The organism is Oceanobacillus sp. AG, assembly GCF_009746545.1.
GTDB classification, from domain to species: domain Bacteria; phylum Bacillota; class Bacilli; order Bacillales; family Amphibacillaceae; genus Oceanobacillus; species Oceanobacillus indicireducens.
Window position 1 is genome coordinate 179,469 of record NZ_WOWT01000003.1, and the last position, 25,298, is coordinate 204,766.

General features: G+C 41.5%; 24 protein-coding genes. 8 read left to right on the forward strand and 16 right to left on the reverse strand.

Going from position 1 to position 25,298, the window contains the following annotated elements:
- Position 1 precedes the first annotated feature (1 nt).
- Positions 2-964 carry a dipeptidase gene (locus GN217_RS02185; protein WP_156854816.1) on the reverse strand — a complete coding sequence of 321 codons (963 nt, stop codon included), beginning with the start codon at positions 962-964 and terminating at the stop codon, positions 2-4.
- 430 nt (positions 965-1,394) lie between these two features.
- Between GN217_RS02185 and GN217_RS02190 the strand changes: the two genes are divergently transcribed.
- On the forward strand, positions 1,395-2,390 hold the full coding sequence (locus GN217_RS02190; protein WP_156854818.1) for a YcjF family protein: 996 nt from the start codon (positions 1,395-1,397) through the stop codon (positions 2,388-2,390).
- Positions 2,391-2,392: 2 nt separating this feature from the next.
- The gene (locus GN217_RS02195; protein ID WP_156854820.1) at positions 2,393-2,869 is read left to right on the forward strand and encodes a GNAT family N-acetyltransferase; all 477 of its coding nucleotides are present in this window, start codon (positions 2,393-2,395) and stop codon (positions 2,867-2,869) included.
- Positions 2,870-2,934: 65 nt separating this feature from the next.
- Here the strand turns inward: GN217_RS02195 and GN217_RS02200 are convergent, their stop codons facing one another.
- The 11 genes from GN217_RS02200 to GN217_RS02250 form a co-directional block, all read right to left on the reverse strand.
- The gene (locus GN217_RS02200) at positions 2,935-3,483 is read right to left on the reverse strand and encodes a GNAT family N-acetyltransferase (RefSeq protein WP_156854822.1); all 549 of its coding nucleotides are present in this window, start codon (positions 3,481-3,483) and stop codon (positions 2,935-2,937) included.
- A 577-nt stretch (positions 3,484-4,060) separates the two neighbouring features.
- Positions 4,061-5,458, reverse strand: coding sequence for a SpoVR family protein (locus GN217_RS02205; RefSeq protein ID WP_156854824.1), 1,398 nt, complete (start codon positions 5,456-5,458; stop codon positions 4,061-4,063).
- A complete protein-coding gene (gene yhbH / locus GN217_RS02210) occupies positions 5,455-6,624 on the reverse strand; it encodes a sporulation protein YhbH (RefSeq protein ID WP_156854826.1) in 1,170 nt (389 codons plus the stop codon). The genes GN217_RS02205 and yhbH overlap by 4 nt, the downstream gene beginning before the upstream one ends.
- A 411-nt stretch (positions 6,625-7,035) precedes the next feature.
- Complete coding sequence (locus GN217_RS02215) at positions 7,036-8,931, reverse strand: PrkA family serine protein kinase (RefSeq protein ID WP_156854828.1); 1,896 nt, start codon at positions 8,929-8,931, stop codon at positions 7,036-7,038.
- A gap of 300 nt (positions 8,932-9,231) precedes the next feature.
- A complete protein-coding gene (locus GN217_RS02220; RefSeq protein WP_156854830.1) occupies positions 9,232-9,648 on the reverse strand; it encodes a hypothetical protein in 417 nt (138 codons plus the stop codon).
- A gap of 27 nt (positions 9,649-9,675) precedes the next feature.
- The gene (locus GN217_RS02225; RefSeq protein ID WP_156854832.1) at positions 9,676-10,500 is read right to left on the reverse strand and encodes an aldo/keto reductase; all 825 of its coding nucleotides are present in this window, start codon (positions 10,498-10,500) and stop codon (positions 9,676-9,678) included.
- A 335-nt stretch (positions 10,501-10,835) separates the two neighbouring features.
- Positions 10,836-11,774: an MBL fold metallo-hydrolase gene (locus tag GN217_RS02230; protein ID WP_156854834.1), complete on the reverse strand. Its 939-nt coding sequence runs from the start codon at positions 11,772-11,774 to the stop codon at positions 10,836-10,838.
- Between the two features lie 20 nt (positions 11,775-11,794).
- A complete protein-coding gene (locus tag GN217_RS02235; protein ID WP_156854836.1) occupies positions 11,795-12,568 on the reverse strand; it encodes an enoyl-CoA hydratase/isomerase family protein in 774 nt (257 codons plus the stop codon).
- Positions 12,569-12,580: 12 nt separating this feature from the next.
- Positions 12,581-13,570 (reverse strand): NAD(P)H-dependent flavin oxidoreductase, encoded by a 990-nt coding sequence (locus GN217_RS02240; protein ID WP_156854838.1) that lies wholly within the window; start codon positions 13,568-13,570, stop codon positions 12,581-12,583.
- A gap of 193 nt (positions 13,571-13,763) precedes the next feature.
- Entirely contained in the window at positions 13,764-14,924 is a 1,161-nt protein-coding gene (locus GN217_RS02245) for a toxic anion resistance protein (RefSeq protein ID WP_156854840.1), read from the reverse strand.
- Entirely contained in the window at positions 14,924-15,565 is a 642-nt protein-coding gene (locus GN217_RS02250; RefSeq protein ID WP_156854842.1) for a 5-bromo-4-chloroindolyl phosphate hydrolysis family protein, read from the reverse strand. The genes GN217_RS02245 and GN217_RS02250 overlap by 1 nt, the downstream gene beginning before the upstream one ends.
- Before the next feature lie 185 nt (positions 15,566-15,750).
- Between GN217_RS02250 and coaW the strand changes: the two genes are divergently transcribed.
- Positions 15,751-16,551 (forward strand): type II pantothenate kinase, encoded by an 801-nt coding sequence (coaW, locus tag GN217_RS02255; RefSeq protein WP_198042561.1) that lies wholly within the window; start codon positions 15,751-15,753, stop codon positions 16,549-16,551.
- Here the strand turns inward: coaW and GN217_RS02260 are convergent.
- On the reverse strand, positions 16,483-16,842 hold the full coding sequence (locus GN217_RS02260) for a DUF3006 family protein (RefSeq protein WP_156854846.1): 360 nt from the start codon (positions 16,840-16,842) through the stop codon (positions 16,483-16,485). The two genes, coaW and GN217_RS02260, sit on opposite strands and share 69 nt — an antisense overlap.
- Positions 16,843-16,953: 111 nt before the next feature.
- Here GN217_RS02260 and GN217_RS02265 point away from each other — a divergent pair, with 111 nt between their 5' ends.
- Both GN217_RS02265 and GN217_RS02270 read left to right on the forward strand, forming a co-directional pair.
- Complete coding sequence (locus GN217_RS02265) at positions 16,954-18,132, forward strand: MBL fold metallo-hydrolase (protein ID WP_198042562.1); 1,179 nt, start codon at positions 16,954-16,956, stop codon at positions 18,130-18,132.
- The gene (locus GN217_RS02270; RefSeq protein WP_156854850.1) at positions 18,129-18,386 is read left to right on the forward strand and encodes a DUF3006 domain-containing protein; all 258 of its coding nucleotides are present in this window, start codon (positions 18,129-18,131) and stop codon (positions 18,384-18,386) included. The genes GN217_RS02265 and GN217_RS02270 overlap by 4 nt, the downstream gene beginning before the upstream one ends.
- Positions 18,387-18,829: 443 nt before the next feature.
- Here the strand turns inward: GN217_RS02270 and metA are convergent, their stop codons facing one another.
- A complete protein-coding gene (gene metA / locus GN217_RS02275) occupies positions 18,830-19,738 on the reverse strand; it encodes a homoserine O-acetyltransferase MetA (protein WP_156854852.1) in 909 nt (302 codons plus the stop codon).
- Positions 19,739-19,933: 195 nt separating this feature from the next.
- On the opposite strand from metA, the gene GN217_RS02280 reads away from it, so the two are divergent.
- Together GN217_RS02280 and GN217_RS02285 are read left to right on the forward strand one after the other, a co-directional pair.
- The gene (locus GN217_RS02280; protein WP_156854854.1) at positions 19,934-20,458 is read left to right on the forward strand and encodes a Gmad2 immunoglobulin-like domain-containing protein; all 525 of its coding nucleotides are present in this window, start codon (positions 19,934-19,936) and stop codon (positions 20,456-20,458) included.
- A 62-nt stretch (positions 20,459-20,520) separates the two neighbouring features.
- Positions 20,521-21,459 carry a DMT family transporter gene (locus tag GN217_RS02285; RefSeq protein ID WP_156854856.1) on the forward strand — a complete coding sequence of 313 codons (939 nt, stop codon included), beginning with the start codon at positions 20,521-20,523 and terminating at the stop codon, positions 21,457-21,459.
- Positions 21,460-21,824: 365 nt separating this feature from the next.
- Here GN217_RS02285 and GN217_RS02290 read toward each other — a convergent pair whose 3' ends face one another.
- Positions 21,825-22,562: an MBL fold metallo-hydrolase gene (locus tag GN217_RS02290; protein ID WP_232334301.1), complete on the reverse strand. Its 738-nt coding sequence runs from the start codon at positions 22,560-22,562 to the stop codon at positions 21,825-21,827.
- Between the two features lie 161 nt (positions 22,563-22,723).
- Here GN217_RS02290 and GN217_RS02295 point away from each other — a divergent pair, with 161 nt between their 5' ends.
- Positions 22,724-24,193 carry a glycine betaine uptake BCCT transporter gene (locus GN217_RS02295; protein ID WP_156854860.1) on the forward strand — a complete coding sequence of 490 codons (1,470 nt, stop codon included), beginning with the start codon at positions 22,724-22,726 and terminating at the stop codon, positions 24,191-24,193.
- A gap of 135 nt (positions 24,194-24,328) precedes the next feature.
- Here the strand turns inward: GN217_RS02295 and GN217_RS02300 are convergent, their stop codons facing one another.
- Positions 24,329-25,285, reverse strand: a complete 957-nt coding sequence (locus GN217_RS02300; protein ID WP_188855985.1) for an acetamidase/formamidase family protein — start codon at positions 25,283-25,285, stop codon at positions 24,329-24,331.
- Positions 25,286-25,298: the final 13 nt, after the last annotated feature.

A 25,298-nucleotide genomic window follows, 5' to 3' on the forward strand; every position in this document is an offset into this window, starting at 1 on the left:
ATTACCCATGAGCTTCTATTTTTTTAGTATGATTCATGAAGTTATCATAGGCAAATCCCTTAACGATTTCTTCCGGGTAGGATTTAAGTAGTTCGTTGATTAAATTCTGGTATTCACCAGCATGAGAGAGACGATCGACAAAGCTGCTGATTCCGTCAAAATCCGAGCCAAAGCCAAGATATTTCTCACCACCAAGGGAGCAGATATGATCAATATGCCTGATCAAGTCCAAGATTGATGCTTCTTCACTATTTTCCCGGATAAATGGCGGATTGAAAACTATATGGATAAAACCGCCTTTTCCAATCAGCGCTTGTATCGCTTCATCCGGAAGATTACGCGGATGATTACAGATTGATCTGGCATTGGAATGGCTCGCAAATGGATAATCGGCATGTTCCAACACATCCCAGAAAGCTTGATCAGATAAATGGGAAACATCCGTTAGTATCCGGTTCTCATTATTAAGTGCAACAACCTCTTTTCCAAATGCAGTCAGCCCAGCCCCGCGCGCTTCCCCTGCCCCATCAGCACAAAGGTTGGCATAATTCCATGTTAGTCCAACGGATAATACTCCAAGCCGGTAAAGCGTTCTCAGCTTCGTCAAATCATTCCCGATGCACTCAGCACCTTCGAGTGTAAGAACGGCACCAATTTCCCCTGGTTTTAAATTATCAATTTCGGTAAAACTTCTAATATGCTTCATTTCGGGATTTTTCCCGATAATTTCCGAATGGAACATATCAGCCTGTTCCAGCGCATGCTGCCATTGTTCATCAGTTGGTATATCAGGGTAAATAAATATAGCGAAAAATTGTACACGTACTCCACCCTTTTTTAAGCGCAGCATATTTGTTTCCAGTTCTGGAGATGTGCGAAAGTTAAGCGGTGTATCACAATCAATACGTCTTTTCGTATGTTGCAATTTTAATAGGGCATCACAATGGGTATCGATAATTTTCACTATTACTCTCCTCTCAACAATAGTACATCCAGTTTAAACCTGAATAGAGCATTCGACAAGAAAAGATATTTTCTATCAAAAAAGTTAATTGTCTGATAAAGTGAAACTTCATACAGTGGGGGTTCCCTTACCACCCCCGCTGAATGTTAGTTGAACAGATCAGGTATTTACGGACTGTTTACCCCTACTTCACATATTGGGTTTCCCTCATGTTTAGAGGAGGGGGTATTATAGACCGTTAATACGTGATAAAGTGAAACTTCACTCAGTGGGGAATCCCTTCTCTCCCCACTGAATGTTAGTTGAACAGAATCAGGTATTTACGGACTGTTTACCCCACCTTCACATCTTGGACTTCCCTCATGTTTAGAGGAAGGGGTATTACAGACCGTTAATACGTGATAAAATAATACAAAGGAGTGTGATTTGCTTGCAGCAATACAATGAAAAAGATTTTAACCAAGCATTTGAACATGAAACAAAAAAGGTCAATGCAGAACTTGAGAAAGAGATTTTGTTTGCAATGATCGGTGATGTAAACACGGGTAAGTCATCCACCATTAATCAGCTGATTGGTGATGAAGTTGCCGAGGTCGGCGCAAGACCTGGCGAAACAACAGGAATCGACCGCTATGTATACCGTGATAAAATCATCTTTGTCGATACCCCTGGTTTAGATGATATTGAAGCAAAGCACTCGGAAGAAACATTAAAATTTTATAAAGAAGCGGATGTCGTGCTCTTTTTTCTAAACGCAGCAGGAACGGTCCTCTCTGAAGGGGAATTACGATCCTTTGAAATCATTCGAAAAGCAAATAAAGACATCCTTTTCGTCCTAAATAAAATTGATGCAGCAGACGATATTCCAGAACTCGTCAATTATATTAAAAAGCATACGGGTTCCCGGTCCAAGGTGGTGCCTATTTCCTCAAGGACTGGAGAGAATATCGACAAACTGCGTAATGAGATTTTGGATATCCTGCAAAAAAAGCATAAAGAAGTCCAATTTGCGCGGCTAATCAAGGAAAAAGCGTCAACAGCAAATAAATGGATTCTCACAGCAGCCGGTTCAGCAACAGCTGTTGGAGCTGCGCCGATTCCTGGTTCTGACTTTGTACCTTTAACTGGTATCCAGGTTGGACTGATGGTAAGGCTTGCTACATTATATGAAAAGCCTCTATCAAAAGCGAAAGCAAAGGAATTAATCTTAGCGACAATTACCGGGAATATCGGAAAAACATTGTTCCGACAAGTCGTTAAATTCGTACCAGGTGCAGGTTCTGTTGCTGGCGGAAGTATTGCCGGCGGAATGACACTCGCCCTAGGATATGCTGTAAAGTATGCCTATGAAAATGATATGGAACTTGATGCGAAGACACTTCGATCATTGTATGATTTCTTTAAAGAAAAAAAGCAAAGGAGTTAATTATGCAGATTCGCACCATCCAGGCAAAAGACAATAAAAAAATTGAAGCAATCATTAAGCAATCACTCGAGTCCGAGAACTTAAATATTCCGGGAACCGCTTATTTTGACCCTCACCTTGGTGAGCTTTACCAATTTTATCAAACGGAGCCAAATGCAAATTATTGGGTTGTTGTTGATGAAAACGATGAGGTACTTGGCGGCATTGGTATTGGCCCCTTTGGCAACCACGTTGGTGTGGCGGAACTTCAGAAGCTCTATCTTGCACCAGTTGCACAAGGACGAGGTTTCGCAAAAAAACTGATGCAAACAGCGCTGGAATTTGCTAGCAAACATTACACCCAATGCTATTTGGAGACATTCAAATCCCTTTCCGCAGCAAACCATTTATATGAAAAGTTTGGTTTTGTAAAGCTTAAAAAACCGCTCTCTGGCTCAGAACATAATGCATGTGATTGCTGGTACTTAAAGGAATTATAATGTAGCTGGGACTAGCCTTAATGGATTTATGTCCCAGCCTCCAGTTCTTTTTCCACTTGAAACAGTTAACGAATGATAGCATACATTTTAATATCTCGATTTCTCCCCTTGATTACTCGTGCTTTCCGGAGTGTCCCTTCGTATTGTAATCCCGCCTTTTCCATAACACGGTAGGAGCCGACATTTTCCGGCAAGCATACTGCTTCGATACGGACGAGATTCATTTGTTCGAAACCGAATTGGATGACACGCTTCACAGCTTCGGTCATAAGCCCTTTCCCCCAATAATCACGATGGAGCACATAGCCGATTTCAGCTACCCTGCTAGCCGGTTTCCAATTAACAAAGTCGATGGTACCAATCATTTCGCTATTTGGCTTATATTCAATCGCCCACGGAGCAATTTCCCCTTTTTCATACCTCCCTAGTACAAAATTTAAAAAAGCCTCTGTATCTTGAAGGGATTGATGCCGTTCCCACGTTACAAACTTGCTCACTTCTGCATCACCGCCGTAAGCATTCATCGCTTGCAAGTCCGTTGATCTTACTTTTCTTAACCGAAGCCGTTCTGTTTCCAATGTAGGTAAATTATTATATATATCTTGAACTCGCATTGCCTTCTCCCCCTGCCTAAATGTTGGGGATTATTATACCACACAAAGGGCAAGCGCCCTAATGGGAAAATAGTTCCCTAGTTGTTTTCCTATTAAAGTAAGAAGAATATGCTAATGGGAAAATAAACCCCAGTTGTTTTCCGATTGAAGTAAGGTGAACGTGATGATGGGAGAATAAACCCTAGTTGTTTTCCCTTTAAAGTAAGGTGAACATGCTGATGGGAAAATAAACCTCAGTTGTTTTCCCTTTGATGTAAGGTGAACATGCTGATGGGAGAATAAACCTCAGTTGTTTTCCCTTTGATGTAAGGTGAACATGCTGATGGGAGAATAAACCTCTGTTGTTTCCCTTTGAAGTAAGTGAACGTGCTGATGGGAGAATAAACCCTAGTTGTTTTCCCTTTAAAGTAAGATGAACATGCTGATGGGAAAATAAACCCAGTTGTTTTCCCTTTAAAGTAAGATGATCGATAGTAATCATAGCATTTTTATTTTATAGTTTCTTATACCACAAAAACAGAACAGTCAAAGCCGGAAATTGCATATCTCGCAATCCGGCTTGACTGACAATAACACTTTATAAAAATTTCTTTTTAACATCTTCGCCGTGGCAACTGAAGCGGATATCACGGTCTTCTACAATCGTTTCAAGATGGACAGGTCTGCCCCAAAGTTCATAAATATAAGGTAATACATGTTCAAGATAAGGTAGGTCAAGTTCGGTTCCCTCGTAATGGTGCATAAGGTATAGCTCTCCGTTCCGGTTATAGTCGCCATCCACTACTGTGATATATGGAAATCCACCATTGACCCGCATAGAAATAAGTTGATCGCGGACTTGTTCATATTCCTTTGTAGAAACCCGGTAATCCCTTCCCTTTTTCTCAAACAGATACATATCCTCGCGCTCCACAATTTCCTTTGTTAAATAATTGCGGATGAAGGAAATATCTGATTCTATTTCACGAACTTCAAAGATTTTCTCCCGTCCGCTTCCAGGTTTCACACCGCGGGCAAGCATCTTCTCCGTCGGGTTGTTGTACCTTTCCTCAATATCTTCAAACATTTTGACTCCTAAATAATACGGGTTGATCGATGTGCGAGAAGGTTGCAGGACTCCCGCATTTAATGTTGCATATTCAATCGTATCGGCGCTCGTTAAGTCAAGCTCGCGCATGATGCGCTGATGCCAATACGATGCCCAGCCCTCATTCATGATTTTCGTCTCAAGCTGCGGCCAGAAATAGAGCATCTCTTCCCGGAGCATCGTTAAAATATCACGCTGCCAGTCCTCGAGTTCCCGGCTATGCTGTTCGATAAAATAAAGTAAATCCTTTTCAGGCTTTGGCGGAAATTTCTTCCGTTCCCTTCTAACAATAGGCTTTTCTTTTTCTACTTCATCTAGTCCCCATAAATCATCATAGGGTGTAGGCTTTCGCTCTGGTTTTGTTTCTACCTCTTCATAATCTTGTTCCCCACGCATCAAGGACGGGTCGATATGCTCCTGAATGGCGAGCACCCGGTCGAGGAAATCCTCGACCTCTTTTTTGCCGTACCGCATCTCGTAGGCTGCGATTCGCTCTGCTGTCGTAGTCATACTCTCCACCATGTCCCGGCGTGTATTAGAGAACCTGACATTGTTCTTGAAAAAGTCGCAGTGGGCGAGAACATGAGCAATTATCATTTTATTTTGTACAAGTGAGTTTGTATCAAGTAAAAAAGCGTAACAAGGATCAGAATTGATAACAAGCTCATAAATTTTACTTAAACCGAGGTCATATTGGAGCTTCATTTTATGAAACTGTTTACCAAAGCTCCAGTGACTAAAACGAGTCGGCATCCCATAAGCGCCAAAGGTATATATAATATCTGCCGGACAAACTTCATAACGCATCGGGTAAAAATCGAGTCCGAAACCTTCTGCAATTTCCGTAATCTCCTGGATTGCATATTCCAATTCCTTACTCTCTATCAACGAGACCCCTCCCTCGTCTTCACCCGTGAGAAAAAGGTTTTTAGTGCGGGATACACATCTTGTTTCTCCCGAAGCTGGTAATAGCGGAAGTTCGGATGTTTTATCGTCTGGTACGTATTCATCAATGTTGAATAACGGTTATAGCTATTTACCTCCCCGTAACCGAACATTTGCGACACATCCAGTAACTCATCAACCAATTGCAGACACTTTACATTATCTGATGTGATATTCTCCCCGTCCGAAAAATGAATCGGATAAATATTATAACGGGACGGCGGATACTTCTCTTCAATCAATTCCAGTGCTTTTATATAGGCGGAGGAACAAATCGTCCCACCGCTCTCCCCCTTGGAAAAAAAGTCATCCTTTGACACAACTTTTGCCATCGTATGGTGCGCAATGAATTCAAATTCAACCGTCTGATATTTTTTAATTAAAAAGCGGTTCATCCAGAAAAAGAAACTGCGCGCCATATACTTTTCAAATGTTCCCATAGACGCACTTGTATCCATCATCGCAAGGACTACCGCTTTCGATTCATGCTTCACTTCTTCATTCCAGGTTTTAAAACGTAAATCATCCGGATGAATCGGCGTGATACTTGCCTCGCCTTCTGTTGCATTCCGCTTCAAAGCAGATAAAATCGTCCGTTTCTTATCGATATTCCCCATGAGACCTTTTTTTCGAATATCATTGAACTCAATATTCTCCGTTACCATTTCTCCCGTTTCTTTTTCCGCTAAGTTCGGCAGTTCCAGCTCTTTTAATAATGCAGCTTCAATATCAGCGAGGGAGACCTCCATCTCATAAAAATCTTCTCCCGGCTGATCACCTGGTTTCTCCCCGCCGCCTTTTCCATCCTCACTTCCTGAGCGGGCGATCACATCACCGACCTGACTCTCTCCATCCCCTTGGCCGACATGTTTTGTTTTATCATGGTTATAACGGATTTTATATTCATCCAGGGAGCGGATTGGAATTTTTACAACCTTCTTACCATCAGAAAGAATAATGTTCTCCTGACTGATTAAATCGGGTAGGTTGTTTTTTATAGCTTCCCGGACCTTTTCTAAATGACGTTGCTGATCCTGATTGCCTTTACGATGGAGAGACCAATTTTCCTTGGAAACGATAAATTGCTGCTTATTTGGCTTTTCTCCCATCTTTCTCCTCCTTCATATCCCTTTCAAAATGAATACTGCTTGTTATATCCTATTCATCTTCAGGATCAATTGCTTCCCCCCATAACCCAACTTTCATATCCAAAAAATATCACTCTCATTCAGCGTAAGTGCAGCTTTCAACTGGAGGTCCGCAGTCCAGACACCTCTCGCACCGGCGCACGGTGACTCCTGCGGGAATAGCACGTGTCCGAAGACCCCGCAGGAAGCGAACTTTTTCCGAGGCATACTTAGATCGCCACGTCCTGTAGCAACGTCTGCATTAGCACGTCCTGTGCGTCGAGGTTAAGGCCGTGCCCACGGAAAGCATCCGTTCGCCGGGAAACTGAACGGCGATTAGAGTTTCGGAATAATTGAACGTTTAAAACACTTACGCTGAATGAGAGTTTAATCTTAACGGTTCAGTAGGCTCCCGACATATCGGAGCAGTTCGTTGGCAGAGGTAGAGTTATAGCCGTATTCATCAATGAGTCTCGCGATGACTTCATTCACTTTTTTCAGCTGATTTTCATCCGGTGTCTGGGAGGTTGTTGTTATTTTCACGACGTCTTTTAAGTCTGCGAACAATTTTTTCTGAATCGCTTCCCGGAGCCGTTCATGCGAACTATAATCAAATCGTTTTCCTTTACGTGCATAGGCAGATAAACGAATTAAAATTTCTTCACGGAAGGCTTTCTTCGCATTTTCCGAAATTCCAATCTGCTCCTCAATCGATCGCATGAGCTTTTCATCTGGGTTCATCTCTTCTCCTGTCAATGGGTCACGCAGCTTATTCTTGTTACAATAGGCCTCGACATTATCGAGATAGTTATCAAGCAAAGATTTCGCTGATTCTTCATAAGAATAGACAAATGCTTTCTGGACTTCATTTTTTGCGATTTCATCGTATTCCTTCCTGGCGACAGCAATGTAATTCATATATTTCTCCGCATCTTCCCTCGAAATCGCTGGATGTTGATCAAGCCCATCTTTCAAGGAACGAAGTACATCTAACGCATTAATTGACGGAACTTCTTTACGGATGATGGCAGAAGAGATTCTGTTGATTACATAGCGCGGATCAATTCCGGACATCCCTTCATCTTGATGCTCACGCCCGAGCTCTTCAATATCAACTTGGTTAAATCCTTCAACATTTTCTCCATCATAAAGACGCATTTTCTTCACGAGATCGATTCCCTGCTTTTTCGAATCCTTCAAACGAGTCAGTATGGAAAAAATGGCTGCAACCCTTAATGCGTGCGGAGCAATATGAACATCCGCTATATCGCTTTCCATGATCATCTTTTCATAAATCTTTTCTTCTTCACTCACTCGGAGATTATACGGGATTGGCATGACGATGATTCTTGAATGAAGCGCTTCGTTCTTTTTATTGGCAATAAATGAGCGGTACTCCGTCTCATTCGAGTGGGCTATGATCATCTCATCCGCCGAGATTAATGCGAATCTTCCCGCCTTAAAATTCCCTTCCTGTGTTAACGATAGTAAGTGCCATAAAAATTTCTCATCAGACTTCAATATCTCCTGAAACTCCATCATTCCACGGTTTGCCTTATTCAATTCACCGTCAAAGCGATATGCCCGCGGATCGGATTCCGACCCGTATTCCGCAATCGTTGAAAAGTCGATGCTTCCGGTTAAATCGGCAATATCCTGGGATTTCGGATCGGATGGACTGAATGTCCCAATCCCAGTCCGTTTATCTTCTGAGAAAAAGATTCGTTCCACACGTACATCTTCAATTCGTCCATCATATTCTTTCTCAAGTCGCATCGTATTGAGTGGAGACAAGCTCCCTTCAATACGGATACCATATTCATCCTGGAAATCTTTACGCAGATGTGGCGGAATTAAATGGAGCGGATCTTCATGCATTGGACATCCTTTAATCGCATAAACAGCACCTGCATCTGTACGGGTATATTCTTCCAATCCACGTTTTAACAGGGTTACAATCGTAGACTTTCCGCCACTCACTGGACCCATTAGTAATAAAATTCGTTTTCTAACATCCAAACGCTTAGCTGCCGGGTGAAAATACTCCTCCACGAGCCGCTCAATCGCCTCTTCTAATCCGAATATATCATCCCCGAAAAAATGATAGGTTTTCCTGCCATTTTCTTCGGTGAATCCTTTATCTTTAATCATATTATATATACGGGAGTGAGCAGATTGAGCGACATGGGGTCTCTCTTTGACAATCTCAAGATACTCGGCAAACGTTCCTTCCCACCGTAAACGACTTTCTTCTTCGCGGTACGCTCGAACTTTATTTATAATTTCCATAGTTACTCCCTCCATGATAGCGGCGATTTATATATCCTATGCCGGACAGGAAGTTAACATTACCCCGGAATGAGAAAGGACCGCCAGAACGAGTATCTTACTACTTCGTTCCGGCGGCCCTGATATACTTGGTTGAGGCTTGACTAGTTTTTTATCACGTATTAACGGTCTGTAATACCCCCACCTCTAAACAAAAGGGGAAACCAAAATGTTAAGGTGGGGGAGATACAGTCCGTAAATACCTGATTCTGTTCAACTAACATTCAGTGGGGGGAAAGGAATTCCCCACTGAATGAAGTTTCACTTTATAGATTCATTGTAATATTCGTTGGTAACTTTTTCGGCTTCGACAATTTCGTATTGGCTCGATGTTTTCAGGACGACCCAGGTCATGATATCTTCTCCACCTGCATCGTTCACAACGTAATGCCAGCGTTCTTCATACATCTCGTCCAATTCTTCCACAATTTCGGGATTCAATCGTTTGCGAGTAAGTTCAATTGCGTTTAAGAGTTTAACGCCCTCTACACTACGGACTTGAGCCGCCAGTTCTTCTACTAGTTCCTCAATCGGATGCTCGCTTAAAAATTCTTCACTGAAATAAGCTGCCACAGCTGCTTCATTTTCCATTAGTGCCTGTCCGTACATATCCTCCACAACAGAAACCGATGCAGGGTTAAAACATCCTGTTAAAAGAAAGACAGAACTAACTAACAAAACAGTAATTTTTCGCATGCCATTACCTTAGAAATCATCTGGATTGGAACCGGTACGTTCATTTTTGTTCATGCCAGCAATTTGTTCCACTTCTTCTGCAGTAAGCTTGAAATCAAAGATATCCGCATTTTCAATCATTCTGTTTTTATTAATCGATTTTGGAATTGTCATAACATCCTGGTCCAAATCCCAACGTAAAAGTACTTGGGGTACTGTTTTTCCATACTTTTCGGCAATATCAACAAGTAATGGCTCATCGAAAATACGACCCTTTTTGAGTGGAGACCATGCTTGCATTTGAATATCATTTTCTTTACAGAAAGCTAATACATCACGTTGTGTCAGATGTGGGTGGAATTCAATCTGGTTCACTACCGGTTTCACTTCTGCATCTTTTAGCAGCTCTTCCAGATGATGGACATGGAAGTTACTGACACCGATAGCTCGCACCTTTTTATCCCGGTAAAGCTTTTCGAGTGCTCTCCATGTATCTTTAAATTTCCCTGATACTGGCCAGTGAATAAGATAAAGGTCAAGATAATCGAGTCCTAACTTTTCCAAAGATTCATCGAAAGCTTGCAATGTAGATTCGTATCCTTGTTGATCGTTCCAAACTTTAGATGTAACGAAAATTTCATCCCGAGGGATTCCGGAATCCTTAATTGCCTGTCCGACACCTTCTTCATTTCCATAAACGCTCGCAGTGTCAATCAGACGGTAACCGACAGATAGCGCATCCCTAACGGCATTAATTACAGTATCACCGTCTTCTACTTTAAATACACCGAGTCCGAATCCAGGCATCTTCACTCCATTATTTAATGCGACTGTATCTTGCAAGTTATTAATCATCGTTATCCTCCCATTCATTACTTCTATCGTCTTCTATCTTATCATTATTTTCTTACTTCTAACAAATTGAATGAAAGGGAAAAAATATCGTATAAAGCTGAAAAATTACTATAAGAGCATCTGCCGCTCCGGAAATATACGTTGAGTATCTTGGCGGGTAAAGGCTATCGGCCCGTGGGTCTCACTATGCCGGCCGACGAACAGAGCGTTCTAATGTCGGTGCCCGCCACAGGACTTGAATGTGCTTAGTCGCCCTTTTGCTGGAGTCTCCATATATTTCCGGCACTGATCAGCAATATTATTCTTGTTTTCTTCTATATTAAAATAGTTGTGACTCAACTTCGATATACATAAACTCCCCCTTGTAGTTCCCTTATGCATTCTCCATTTAGGCGGAGATATTCTAGGTGAGCGAGGGTTTCACCGATAGCGAACCGTGTTTCATGGATATTTAATTGTTTATTGAAAAGCTTTTCGCATGCCTCGTAAACCGTGCAGCCTGTTTGAATAATTTCGTGCAAAGCAGCGAGTCTTTCGTCGTGATGTGCTTTTAATTCAAGCACCCGCAAGTGCCCGTCATGAAAAGGTTTCCCATGTGAAGGGATAACAAAGTCGACCTCAAGTGCAGCAATTTTATCCAAAGAATCGAAGTAACTCGCGAGCGGATTCGGGTCACCATGGAACCAGTGGGAAATGTTTGGTGTAATCTTCGGTAAAATATGATCCGTGCTGAGAAGTGCATTTTTTTCCTTATTATAAAAGGTGACAAGTCCTTCCGAGTGACCCGGTGTAAAAATAACTTCATATTCATATTTTCCGAGAACAAGCTTTTCCCCTTCTACTAAATAATGCCCAACGGTCGGATATGGTTGTACCCTTGGGACAAATTCTTCCGTATTCTCAATCATCTGCCGCGCAACTTGTTCCGGTATTCCGGATAACGTATAATATTTCCCGAGTTCGCTGAGCAATCCTTCTTCCCAGCTGTACAGCCCATTTTCCGCATCGATTTGGGACATGGACACCTGGGGCCCATACTTCTCTTGAAAAGCTCCCGCATACCCGTAATGATCTGGATGATAATGGGTAATAATCAAATCAGTGACCTCTTTGCCCGCAAGCTCTTCTTCCCAACGTTTCACCGTCTCCTTATTATGAAGACCAACGTCAATGACTTTATAGCCATCCACTCCTTCTGCAAGGAAGCAATTCACATGGTTCAGGCGAAATGGCAAGTCAAGCCGAATAAGTCGTAAACCATATTCTTCTAACATTTACATCAACACCTTTCGCCTCAATTACCTTTAAAGTTTGGTTTTCGCTTTTCAAAAAACGCTGCAATCCCTTCTTTATTATCTTCAGATTGGAGGAGCAGTGTTTGAATTGCTGTTTCTTGTAGATCACTCGTTTCATAATTCAGCTGCTCAGCATGGTTCACGAAATGCTTCACAAACCGATTCGCAAGCGGAGGACCATCTACAATAAATTGGGCATACTCAGTTGCTTCCTCCATTAGATTTTCTTTGGCAACATGATTAACAAGCCCCCAAGCTTTCAGTTCATCCGCAGATACAGGTTTTGCTGAAGAAAGCCATTCTTTTACAAGCGGACGCGGGACATTATCTGTTAAGGCCTTCATCAGCCCAAGGTCGGGAATCAGTGCAATATTTGAAAAGCTGCTAATGAATGTTGCTTTGCTCTCCGCTACAATAAAGTCTGCCGCCATTGCAATACTAAACCCAGCTCCAGCAGCAAAGCCATTCACAGCCGCAACAACATACGTATCCATCTTACGGATTATCTGGACGACTTCGAGCGCCCGCCTCATATACTTCATAATGGAAGCGGATTCATTTAAGGTGTGAAGTGTTTCTAAATCACCGCCAGCTGAAAACCCTTTTCCCTCACCTGATAAAATGACAGCACGAATTGCTTGATCCTCATCTGCATCTTTTAGGGCTGCAATTACGTCATTTACAAGTTCGATGGATAAGGCATTCCGCTTATCCGGCCGGTTCATTGAAATATAAGCGATACTATTTTCTTTTGTTACTTTTACTAACCCCATGCTCTCTCCCCCTTATTTCATTCGCTGGACGGTTTCGTGATATTCATTTGCGATTTTTTCTTTAGCTTTTAAATATTCTTCCCGAAGCTCATTTGTTATCTCCTTTACTGTCAGCTCCTTTTTAATCGGGCCAACTCCCTGACCTGCCCCCCAAACATCACGCCATGCTTTCACATCGGGATTACCGAGCTCAGAAAAATCTATTTTTCCTTTTTCAGGAAGCTGTTCTGGGTCAAGACCAGCATTTACAATACTCTTCGTCAGGTAATTAGCGTGAATTCCACTAAATGCAGGCGTGTACGTAATATCTGAAATTGAAGAATCAATAACAAGCTTTCGATATTCATCCACAGCACTGCTTTCTTCTGCGACGATAAACTTAGTTCCGAAATAGGCAAGATCAGCACCAAGTGTCTCGGCAACGAGGATGTCCTCCCCCTTCGATAACGTTCCTGCTAAAGCGATAGGACCATCGAAATTTTCACGGATCTCATGCATAAAAGCAATCGGATTCAACCTGCCACCATGCCCGCCTGCTCCGGCAGCAACAAGGACAAGTCCGTCACTTCCTTTTTCTAAAGCCTTCTTCGCAAATTTCATATCGATGACGTCACTAAGAACGACTCCACCGTATTCCTTCACAATTGCTACCACGGGGCTCGGATCTCCCAGTGACGTAATGACAAGTGGTGGTTGATATTTTTCGATTAACGCAAGATCTTCTGTAAAGCGTTTGTTCGAACGATGACTAATAAAATTGATTCCCCATGGGGCAGTTTCTTCCCCGTTTTCTTCTTTTAACTGTTGCAAGCCATCTGTAATTTCTTGCATCCAGTCATCTAACTGTTCGGTTGTGCGTGCATTTAACGCTGGAAACGTCCCGATAATTCCCGAACCGCATGCTTCAAGCACCATTTTTGGATTGGAAATGAGAAACATTGGTGCCATGATGACCGGCAGTTTAACCCCTTGCAGCAATTTTTTCGTTGCTTCATTTGTCATGAAATATACTCCTCCTCTAACATCTCTTTTCTTGAGTGAATGTTCATTCATTCCTTTTCAAAAAAAATAGAATTGGTCAAATCTATTCTTCTTGTATTATTCTAATTCTAAATTTTCATATTTTTAATGTCAAGTGATTACGCGTAAAAAAGAGAACAGGGGCATTGGAAAAATCCAACTGACCCTGTTCTTTTTATTTCAACTCTAATAATTTCTGCTTCATTTCTTCTTCCATTACAATCATTTCTTTTTCAGCTTGTTGGCGCTTCTCTCTACCTTCTGCTTGAATTGTAAGTGTTTCTTCGATGGTAGAAATCAAATCTTCCTGCGTCTTCTTCAATGTTTCAATATCGACAAGTCCACGTTCATTTTCTTTTGCCGTCTCAATTGTATTCGTTCGTAAGAGCTCGGAGTTTTTCAACATGAGATCATTTGTTGTTTCAGAAACGAGTTTTTGCGCTTCAACGGCATTTCTCTGACGCAGCAAGGTTAGTGCAATTGCAATTTGATTTTTCCATAGTGGGATTGCAGTTAAGATTGATGATTGAATCTTTTCCACTAGTGCCTGGTTCGTATTTTGAATGAGCCGAATCTGCGGTGCGCTTTGAATCGTAATTTGTCTGCTTAATTTCAGATCATGCGTCCGCTTCTCAAGACGATCGGTAAATTGAATCAAGTCATTTACTTCCTGAACCATCATTTGATTTTGACTTGCTTCCGCTTTCTCTCTCAGAGCGGGAATTTCTTTTGTCCGGAGCTCAGCAATCTTCACTTCTCCAGCAGCAATGAAAACATTCAATGCATCAAAGTATTCCTTGTTTTTCGAGAATAGCTGTTCCAATAATTTATTATCCTTCGTGAGCTCGTCCTTCCCCCGGTCAAGCTTTACACTAATTCGGTCAATTTGTGCACCAGTCTTTTGATAATTAGAAAGAACTTGATTCACTGAATTAGATACCCGATTGAAAATCTTGGAAAGAAACCCACGGTTATCTGTCCGCAAATCGTCCGGATCTACTTGTTCGAGCTTTTTCATCAGATCGGATAAAATGCCACCAATTTCGCCGATATCACTATTTTTTACATGGTCCAGCATGTCATGGGAAAAATCCATTAGCTTAGACTGTGCTTCCGTACCGTATAAAGATACACTCTGAAGATTTTGCGGGTCGATTTGTTCTGCAAGCTGCAAAGCTCGCTTCCTCTTATCTTCCGGCAATACATCGATGAGTTTCTTTTCGGTTACTTCCTTCTCTGTCTCTATTTCGCTAATTTCCTTGTCAATAGAGTCGCTGCCGAACGGATTCGCCAACAGCTCGTCCAATTCAAATTCATTCTTCTTCTCTTCGGCCATCAGATAACCCTCCCATTTGTTTTCTTCGGTTTTTGTAATGTCTTTTTCGCTACGTCAAGCTCAAAATGTAATGTATCGACATCATCATTCAGCATCTCGCGTAGGTCTTTATTTACGGTTTGACCAAGAACGATAATGGTATGTCTGGAATCCCGCATCGTTTCGCTCATTTCACGGGATTTCACTTGCTGTTTGGATAGGTAGGCATATTTTTCCGCAATTTCAACTAACGAATCAAGATGTTTATAATAAAAAGCTTCCGCCTTAAAAAATCTCCATGGTTCCCGTTGCGTATTCGCATAAATCCTTTTTACGGTACGAAGAATTTCAAAATTCTCCTTCGCATTCCCAAAGTGACGGACTTGAAGAAAGGCGCGCTGCAGTCGGATAACTTTTGCTTTCGCTTCTTTCAAGTTCTCGGAAATGAATTTATATTCCTTCCTTGTCAGCCCTTGACGCTTCGCATAGCGCGAAATCTGTATATGTTTTACAGAATAATAGGTGACTACACCACCGACAATAGCGTATGTCGTTGATAGGAGAATAACTTGTGTAAAGGCGAAAAAACTGATCAACCAGATCACCCCTGTTGCAGTGAAAGCCGCCGCCTGTCGTAAAACAAAGTCGAAAAATGCTTTCATTTCATCACTCCTATAATAAATTACACGGCCTGTATGGATACTCAACCATTAATACGATAAAATCAAGTATAAAGTTTCACTTAAATCTATTTTACCTAACTTGACGAGAAATAACTACACTTAGATAATGACAATTAGATGTTTGGTTAGAGTTTTTAAATTCATTATTTTAGGAGATGAATGGGATGCAACGAATTGGAATTGATGCTGGCGGATCGTTAATCAAGCTTGCTTATGTAGAACGAGAACGGTTACATGTTAAAACTTACCAATATCAAGAAAAAGATTCCATCATGAATTGGCTCCATATGCTCGCACCACAAGTCCATGTTTACGGAACGGGTGGAAGATGGCAGGATGTATCACGTATCATTCGGCAATCAACCGTAACAGTAGAGGAATTCCCCGCGATTGTCCGGGGTGCAGATTATTTATTGAGCAAAGAGGTCGGATCACCAAAGGAATACATTCTCGTAAACATTGGTACGGGGACTTCAATTTTCCACGTCTATAATGAATCCTTCGAAAGGGTGATAGGAAGCGGAATTGGTGGTGGTACATGGATGGGAATCGGCTCCCTTCTAACAGGTAATGAGAAAAGTTTCCGAGAACTTGTCGAACTGAGCGCGGCTGGAAATCATCTACAAGTCGATTTGCTTGTAAAAGATATATACGGCGAGCAACAAGCCCCCCTCATACAAGAACTAACGGCTGCTAATTTTGGTAAACTAGAGCTTTTAAAAACTAGTACACACGCTGATCAACTGCATGCTCTAACACAACTGATCGGTGAGGTCATTTTATCCCTCGCGAGTACCGTCATGCAAAGTAAAAATGTAGGGAAAGTTGTTTTTATCGGTAGCACCATTCAAGGGAATAAACCGCTGCAGAATGTACTGACAAGCTTTCAAGACATGTTAGCGTATGAGGCGATATTTTTGGAGATGGGGGCTTATGCCGGTGCCATTGGGGCCATGCTGGAATAGCTGGCTCTTCTCTCTTAATTCACCAATTAATGTATTACTCTTTTTCCGTTGCCGGTCCGCAAGACCGGCTAATTCTATTAAAATAATCGGTTCATTATTTCTTACTGTAAGCAGCAACCAGCTATCTTCAGTAATAATATGGTCAAATCGTTCGGTGGAAATAACGAGCTCATCGCCTTTCTGTTCTAGTAAAACAACAGCCTTTCCCCCTTCGATTCGATCTACTACACCAATTTCAGGAACGGCGTGCTGCCCATAAAATAATAAATAAATAATTAGCCATATGTTCATAATACACCTCCTCGAATCGAAACAGTCGGATGAAATATTGACCGCTGGATTTTCCACATCCTATTTGCTACTCTATGAATGGAAGTTTTGGAAATCTTAGGGGGAAAGCAAGTGAAGCGTTTAACAATTATACTGGCATTTTTCATCTTTTCTTTTATCACGGCTTGTGATGAAATGCCAACAGAGAAATCAAGCAACTCAGACGAAACACCGGTAACAACGAAAGATAAAGATACTACTACCATTGCTGGAGAAAACCTTGAGGAATTATCCGTTCATTTTATTGATGTTGGTCAAGGTGATGCCACGTTATTCCGTTATCACACGACTGAAGGAAAATATACAATTTTATTTGATACGGGAGATTGGCGCGGTACCGAGGTAACGAGTTATCTCAATGCTAATGAAGTTGATTTTATCGATCTTGTCATCGTGAGTCATCCAGATGCAGATCATATTGGACAGCTTGCTCAAGTAATGCAGAATTTTGAGGTTGGAGAGGTCTGGATGTCTGGAAATGAAAGTACCTCCCAGACGTTTCAACAAGCGGTGGAAGCTGTCTTGGCAAGTGATGCAGACTATTATGAACCTCGGGCAGGTGAAGATTTTTCCATCGGTCCAATGGATATTCAAATTCTCTACCCGGAAAGTATTTCAGGTAAGACCAATGAGGAATCCATTTCTGCCTTATTTACATACGGTAATGTGAAGTTTGTTCTTACTGGAGATGCTGGCAGGGGAGAAGAAACGTATATGCGTAACACATTCAATGTAGCAGCTGACGTCCTTCATCTCGGACATCATGGCTCGAAAACATCCAGTGATCCCGCATTCCTTGATGCTGTTTCACCAAAAATTGCCGTTTATAGCGCAGGTACAGATAACAGCTATGACCATCCGAGCCCAGAAGTCGTAACCGCAGTTGAAGAAAGAGAGATCGAACTATATGGTACAGACAAACACGGCACCATCCTTCTCACAACCAACGGCACCGACATCCAAATCAACACAAATATAACAACGCCTGAAAGCGGGACAACGGGGTCAGAGCAAATGTCCCAAAATGATGAGAACGGAGATACGAAACAAGACACTAATTCAAGCTGTGTAAATATAAATGAAGCAACAACCGAAGAATTACAGCAGATCATCCATATCGGTCCGGAGCGGACTCAGGATTTAGTTGAATTACGCCCATTCCAGTCCATTGATGACCTCACTCAAATTGATGGAATTGGACCAGCACGAATTGCGGATATTCAATCAGAAGGGATAGCGTGTATACAATGAAAGGTATATTAGATCGATTTGAAGGTAATCAAGCAGTTATTCTAATCGAAGAAACGAAAGAGGAATTGATAGTCAACAAGGAAGTCTTACCTCGTGGCAGTATGAAGAATACAATATTCAACTTGAAAAAAGAAAGTGATGGCTACACCATTGTCAACATTGATTTAGCACAGACAAAGGCAGCAGAGAGAAAATCCTCATCCCTTATGGATCAACTGCGCGCAAAAAACAAAGGTAGCAAATTTAAACAATAAAACAAGCGGTAAATGTGAAAATAGCCGAACAAACCAATCATCTCAGCAGGTATAACATATGGTTTGTTCGGTTTTTTAGCATAGGATACTATAAAGCGAAACTCATTCAGTTGGGTTTCCGTACCCCCCACTGAATGTTAGCTGAACAGAATCAGGTATTTACGGACTGTATATCCTCCACCCCCTAACATTTTGGTTTTCCCTCATGTTTAGCGGTGGGGGTATTACAGACCGTTAATACGTGATAAAGTGAAACTTCATTCAGTGGGGAATCCTTACCTCCCCACTGAATGTTAGTTGAACAGAATCAGGTATTTACGGACTGTATATCCCCCACCTTAACATTTTGGTTTTCCCTCATGTTTAGCGGTGGGGGTATTACAGACCGTTAATACGTGATAAATACTTGCGCCTTTGTTTTTTATAAGCTAAGGAATCTTTTGTCAATTCCAATGGTACGGAGTTTCCTGATACACATAGTAATTCAGCCAATTCGAAAATAATAAATGTGTGTGGGAGCGCCATGAATTAGGCGGAGTCTTTTCCGGATCATCATCAGGGAAATAATTCACGGGAACCGCGATGTCGAGCCCCTTTTTCACGTCCCGTTCGTATTCATCACGAAGTGTCGTAGCATCATATTCAAGATGACCTGTAATCATAATATTTTTCCGATCATTTGAAAGAATGATGAATGGAGAGTTTTCATCTGTCTTCGATAACAGCGTAAGTTCCGGGTGCTTTTCAATTGCTTCCGCGCTAACCGTTGTATGTCTTGAATGTGGTGCTAAAAAATGATCATTAAAACCCTGAACGAGTTTCTCAGTAGGCAGGGAAATATCATGATTAAAAACGCCAAAGTATTTCTCCGGCAAGGATTTCTTCTTGATTCCATAATGATGATAAAGTGCTGCTTGAGCTCCCCAGCATATGTATAGATTGGACGTTACATTCTCTACCGACCAATCCATAACCTCCTGTAATTCCCGCCAATAACTCACTTCTTCAAACTCCAGATGTTCAATCGGCGCGCCAGTAATAATAAGGCCATCGAACTTACGGGATTTCACCATATCAAATGTTGTATAAAACGTATCAAGATGATAATTGCTGACATTTTTTGATTGGTACGTTGCTGTCCGTAAGAAATTGATATTCACTTGTAATGGTGTATTTCCCAATAAACGTAATAATTGCAGTTCAGTCTTTTCCTTTTCGGGCATTAGATTCAAAATCAAAATATTCAATGGACGGATATCCTGTGTACGGGCCCTGTCTTCATCCATTACAAAAATCTTTTCTTTCTTCAATGTCTCTCTTGCTGGTAATTCTCTCGGTATATTAATTGGCAATCCACGCATCTCCCCTCTGAATAAAGTTTCATTTTATATAATACCAATCATTATAAATATTAAGTCATGAAACAGCAAGTTCTTGAAACCATAATCCGCCTGAATGGAATCGGTTTCCAAGTGCCTTGCTTTCAGGTTGCTGTTTAATGTTATATAATCAAGAGACAACAAGTCATATCTTCGGAGGGTAGAAGCATGAAAAAGTTCAGAATAATTTTCTTTGCAATCATTCTTTCCGGGTTGATTTCCCTGAGTGCTTGTGGAACAAATGGGAATGATCCGGATACAGAACAGCAGGACGAACCGGAACAGGAAGATGTCTCAGAAAAGGAAGCAACAGATGACGAGTCAGCAGAGGATGAAAAAGCGGTCGAAGAGGACACGACTGAGGAAATGGGAGAAGAAATCGTCGCAGAAAATGATGCTTTTAAAGTTTTCGAACCTGCACCCGACAGTGTTGTCGATAACGAGATTACTGTCCGCGGAGAAGCCCGCGTATTCGAGGCAACTGTTTCCTATGAATTTGAAGACGGCCATAACATCCTTGATGAGGGAACTGTTACGGCAAGCCAAGGGGCTCCAGAATGGGGCGAGTTTGAAATTAAAATTTCATTCGATGAAGTTACGAATGACACTGGAATGATCGTTCTTTTTGAAGAGAGTGCCAAAGACGGTTCCAGACAAAACGAATTGATCATCCCAGTAAAAGTTGAAGATTAATAAGAACGGGTCAATTAGATACTGTCTAATTGGCCCTAATTTTCGGATTAGAGGTTTTAAAGATGCAAAGATTGTTAAAGAATAAATGGTCCGTCGTGGCCATTGCTGTATTTTGTTCATTATTATGGGGAAGTGCCTTTCCATTACTTAAAATAAGTTATGAAGAATTCCAAATTGGTTCAGAAGATGTGATTGCAAAAATTGTGTTTGCTGGACTGAGATTTCTGCTCGCTGGGCTTATCGTACTTGGCTTTCTAATGATTAGTAACATCAAACAGTTATTCATTACTAAAAAACAATTAATGATCCTGCTCGTACTCGGAATTGTCCAGACCGCATTGCAATATTTCTTCTTTTATAATGGACTGGCCAATGTTACGGGTATGCAAGGTGCAATTCTAAACTCAAGCGGAACATTCTTCACCGTCCTGTTGGCACATTATTTTTATGTAAACGACAAGATGACAATCCAAAAAGCAATCGGACTCCTTGCAGGATTTGGAGGAATCATTATCGCGAACTGGGGACAAGGTTTTTCCTACCAATTCACATTCACTGGTGAAGGATTTATGATTCTATCTGGTGTAACCAGTGCGGTTGCAACGATTATGGCGAAGGAACTTGCTAAGGGGATCCATCCATTTGCGATTACAGGCTGGCAGTTCACTTTAGGGGCAATCGTGCTATTAATCATCGGCTTACCACAGCTTGGAGAAAACGCGATTGTTTTCACCACATTTGGCTGGGGATTATTTATTTACTCCGCTTTACTTTCTTCCGTTGCTTTTGCTCTCTGGTACTCCCTATTAAAATATAACCCTGCTGGAGAAATCACAATGTACAAATTCATTGTCCCAGTCTCGGGGTCTATTTTATCAACGCTCTTTATTCCGGGAGAAAATATTACGCCGGCAATACTATTCGCGCTTGCCTTGGTTGCACTTGGGATCATTATCGTAAATATGAGACCACAAAATCAAAAGGAATGGTCGAGGGAATAAGAAACCAATATGGAGGGGTTAATGCGAGTCGTCATGGAGGAGGTCTATCGCTTTCTTCGGGAAGGGAGCATTCGTAATTAATAGAACCTCTCCATGGCGTTTTATATTGGAGGGAAGTGTCCCTCAACCAATCTCTTAAGTCCAAAGATAATAAATATTCATTAATCCGTCAAAAAGCAATTTTTGATTTTTCTTCTGTTTTTATGTCGAGAAAGGTCGATTCACTTGCAAATAACTCAATTTTTTTAGCGGAATTCGTCGAAGTGTGTCGATAATCCGATTTAAAATTTAAAATCTCCACTTTTTTACTTTTCCTCAAGAAAATATTTGAATTTCATACTTTTCCCAAAGCTATTCATATTTTTCTAAATGGTAATTACCATACCGGGCTGCGCTAATTCAACAGCTGCAGCTCCTGTTTTTTCTGCACTCTCTACCAGCTTCTGAATATTTCCGTAATGTGGCAAGTGGGTTAATAATGTCTTGTGCGCTCCTGCTTTTTTTGCAAGCATCCCAGCTTCCCTCGCATTCATATGGCCTGAGTTTTTCCCATCCATTCCTTCATACAGACTGCATTCTGCAATTAATAAATCCGCTCCTTTTGCAAAGTCTACAAGTTCCTTCGTAAAACTTGTATCCGCAGTATATACGAATCTTTTCTTTCCATTCGATATTTTCATCGCATATGTTTCTACCGGGTGAATCGTTTTTAAGAAACTTAGTTGAAACGGCCCAATATGTAGCTCGCTCTCTTCATCAATTGCTTGGAATTCCGTATAGGGAACCGATGTAAACTCCTGTTCTTTCATCTCATCTTGAGGTCCATAAATTGTAAGGGATTCATCAACCCTACCAAGCTGAGTATTTACCAGACGAGAAAACAGATAAACACCGACATCACTCGCATGATCATAGTGGTAATGGGATAATAGAACGTCATTAATCTCATTTAAATCTATGAATTCCTGCAGTTTAACAAGTACTCCACTTCCGCAATCAATGAGCATTGAAAAACCATCTTGTTCAACTAGATAGCCTGAGCACGGTCCATCCTGTTTAGGATAGCCTCCCCACATTCCAATTACTGTAATCTTCATCTCCATCATCTCCCCCCTTATTATACCCTGTTTTCCTTTCTGGATTGAAGTTGTTATTTTACTTTTTTTCCCTAAACGATGTAAGAAAACGTAATTCGGGTTTCAATTTATTTTATTATGGGTATAATAGAACGCGTATGTTTTATACTTGTTTTAAGGGAGGACCTATGAAGAAAGTTTCAAAAGTGTTTTACATAGCACTATCAATTGTAGTTATTATGGTTATTTTGGGAGCAGTGTTCCCTACTGAATTTGAAAATTTAACGAGTCGGATTAAAGTATTTGTTTCCACCACTTTTGGGTGGTATTATATGTTGCTCATGTCCGCCATGGTCATAGTAGCAATAATGATTGCTTTCAGCCGATTTGGGAAAATTCGCCTTGGAAAAGATCACGATAAGCCCGACTTTTCCACAGTTACATGGATTGGAATGCTATTCTCTGCCGGAATGGGGATCGGTCTTGTTTTCTACGGGGCAGCTGAGCCATTATTTCATTATATTGTTGACGCTCCGAACGCAGAGGTAGGGTCAAGTGCAGCTTTCAAAGATGCACTTGTCTATTCTTATTTCCATTGGGGACTCCATATCTGGGCGATGTATGGAGTCGTTGCTTTATCCCTTGCCTTTTTCCAGTTCAGAAAAGGCGAGCCTGGTTTAATTTCATCAACATTAAAACCGCTCTTTGGCGACAAGATGAATGGGCCATTCGGAACGTTTGTTGATGTGTTGTCTGTATTTGCAACAGTGTTCGGAGTCGCAACTTCTCTTGGTTTCGGTGCTGTTCAAATAAACGGTGGATTATCACATTTATTCGGTATTGAAGTAGGATTTGTCCCGCAAACAATAATTGTTATCGTTGTGACTGGACTCTTTATTATGTCTGCTTGGTCAGGACTAAGCAGAGGAATAAAATATTTATCTAATACAAATATTGTGTTAGCAGTTATTCTGTTAATAATTGTTATTGCGATTGGACCGACCGTTCTCATTATGAATATGTTTACGGAAACTCTCGGATTATATGTTCAAAATCTAATTGGAATGAGCTTTAAAACTGCACCTCTTTCGGGCGACAACCGTGCCTGGCTTGATAGCTGGACAATATTTTACTGGGCGTGGTGGTTATCCTGGGCACCCTTTGTCGGAATGTTTATTGCTCGAGTATCCCGTGGACGTACTATCCGCGAATTTATTGTCGGCGTGATGATTGCTCCTACTCTCTTTATCGCGATCTGGTATGCCGCATTCGGTACGACAGCCGGGAGTATCCAGGACTCTGGATTCGACTTGTCCAATTTCGCAACAGAGCTCGTATTATTTAATATGTTCGATCAATTGCCGTTGTCGACGATTCTTTCTATTATAGCGATTATTTTAATTGCTTCATTCTTTATAACATCTGCGGATTCAGCTACGTTTGTACTTGGCATGCAGACAACGAGAGGATCGCTAACACCGCCTAATACCGTTAAAGTTGCTTGGGGAATTGCTCAATCTGCAGTTGCAGTCATTCTCCTTTATGTAGGAGGCCTCACCGCTTTGCAAAATACAATCATCATCGCGGCACTGCCCTTCTCCTTCATCATGATCCTAATGATATTCGCATTGTATAAAGCCTTGAAAAAGGAAGTATAGCGAAAAATAAAGCTGGTTCAGTGGAGATAATCCATTGAACTGGCTTTTTTATTTCCGATCGCCCTTGGATTTTTGCTATTTTAATGAAATAAGTCACCGAGAGATATTCTCTCGGTGACTTATTTTTCATGTTCATTATTTGAATATAGCATTTGGGAGGAAAGCGGAAACAAGCATGTTCGGTGCATTGACAATTTCACTTATACGTAAGTCAACTGCTAGACTGCATAGCATATATGCTTCTTCAGCTTTCATACCGTATGTGTCCATGAGATGTTCAATCATATATTTTATTGCTTTTCTGGATGCTTCCATTAAATCTGGACCAAATCCGGTCGTTACATAGTATCCATGGCTATCCGCCTCAGGAGTTGGAGGTCCAGGAATTTCATAACGCGGCTCGGCGATTGTCTTACCCTTATGTAGTTTAAACCGTACAGTCGCTTCCATCGAGGCTTCAATCGCTGTACCGCAAACTTCGCCATCCCCTTGCGCAGCATGTGTATCACCGATGGAGAACAAGGCACCTTCCACCCACACCGGTAAGTATAATTTTGTCCCTCGGGTCATATGGCGAATGTCGATATTCCCGCCATTTTGCCGAGGTGGAACGACACCGAAATTCCCTTCTTCCGGCAGGGCTACACCGATTGTTCCGGGGAAGGGTTTGATGAACAAATCGATTCCATGTAGAAATTCGGTCGTATTCGGTTTTGTGAGATCGAATGTCTTAATATGGGGTTCCTCGAAATCATCCGCTAATAGACCAAAACCAGGAATAATCGCTGTCCAACCCCAATCGAGTTGCTGGAAATTTATCATTTCAACTTCAAGCGTATCCCCCGGTTCCGCATCTTTAATATAAATCGGGCCAGCGACCGGATTTACTTTGGAAAAGTCCAGGGAAGCAACATCTTCCTTCGTCGAACGCTTCGTAAATTGTCCGCCGGAAGCTTCACTAATTTCAAATGTAATCGTCTGTCCAGAATCGACTTCAGCAATCGGCGGTATATCTTTGTCCCAGCCAATATGCATATGCGTTTGGAAATCATGAATTGTCATATGTGTATGTTGGTGCCTGTGTATACTCATCTTTTCTCCTCCT

What these genes read in the sequence shown, in the direction of transcription:
- GN217_RS02195 (WP_156854820.1), top strand. Translation starts at nt 2,393, where the DNA reads ATGCAGATTCGCACCATCCAGGCAAAAGACAATAAAAAAATTGAAGCA.
- GN217_RS02200 (WP_156854822.1), bottom strand. Translation starts at nt 3,483, where the DNA reads ATGCGAGTTCAAGATATATATAATAATTTACCTACATTGGAAACAGAA.
- yhbH (WP_156854826.1), bottom strand. Translation starts at nt 6,624, where the DNA reads ATGGGAGAAAAGCCAAATAAGCAGCAATTTATCGTTTCCAAGGAAAAT.
- GN217_RS02215 (WP_156854828.1), bottom strand. Translation starts at nt 8,931, where the DNA reads ATGGAAATTATAAATAAAGTTCGAGCGTACCGCGAAGAAGAAAGTCGT.
- GN217_RS02225 (WP_156854832.1), bottom strand. Translation starts at nt 10,500, where the DNA reads ATGATTAATAACTTGCAAGATACAGTCGCATTAAATAATGGAGTGAAG.
- GN217_RS02230 (WP_156854834.1), bottom strand. Translation starts at nt 11,774, where the DNA reads ATGTTAGAAGAATATGGTTTACGACTTATTCGGCTTGACTTGCCATTT.
- GN217_RS02235 (WP_156854836.1), bottom strand. Translation starts at nt 12,568, where the DNA reads ATGGGGTTAGTAAAAGTAACAAAAGAAAATAGTATCGCTTATATTTCA.
- GN217_RS02240 (WP_156854838.1), bottom strand. Translation starts at nt 13,570, where the DNA reads ATGACAAATGAAGCAACGAAAAAATTGCTGCAAGGGGTTAAACTGCCG.
- GN217_RS02245 (WP_156854840.1), bottom strand. Translation starts at nt 14,924, where the DNA reads ATGGCCGAAGAGAAGAAGAATGAATTTGAATTGGACGAGCTGTTGGCG.
- GN217_RS02250 (WP_156854842.1), bottom strand. Translation starts at nt 15,565, where the DNA reads ATGAAAGCATTTTTCGACTTTGTTTTACGACAGGCGGCGGCTTTCACT.
- coaW (WP_198042561.1), top strand. Translation starts at nt 15,751, where the DNA reads ATGCAACGAATTGGAATTGATGCTGGCGGATCGTTAATCAAGCTTGCT.
- GN217_RS02260 (WP_156854846.1), bottom strand. Translation starts at nt 16,842, where the DNA reads ATGAACATATGGCTAATTATTTATTTATTATTTTATGGGCAGCACGCC.
- GN217_RS02270 (WP_156854850.1), top strand. Translation starts at nt 18,129, where the DNA reads ATGAAAGGTATATTAGATCGATTTGAAGGTAATCAAGCAGTTATTCTA.
- GN217_RS02280 (WP_156854854.1), top strand. Translation starts at nt 19,934, where the DNA reads ATGAAAAAGTTCAGAATAATTTTCTTTGCAATCATTCTTTCCGGGTTG.
- GN217_RS02285 (WP_156854856.1), top strand. Translation starts at nt 20,521, where the DNA reads ATGCAAAGATTGTTAAAGAATAAATGGTCCGTCGTGGCCATTGCTGTA.
- GN217_RS02290 (WP_232334301.1), bottom strand. Translation starts at nt 22,562, where the DNA reads ATGGAGATGAAGATTACAGTAATTGGAATGTGGGGAGGCTATCCTAAA.
- GN217_RS02295 (WP_156854860.1), top strand. Translation starts at nt 22,724, where the DNA reads ATGAAGAAAGTTTCAAAAGTGTTTTACATAGCACTATCAATTGTAGTT.
- GN217_RS02300 (WP_188855985.1), bottom strand. Translation starts at nt 25,285, where the DNA reads ATGAGTATACACAGGCACCAACATACACATATGACAATTCATGATTTC.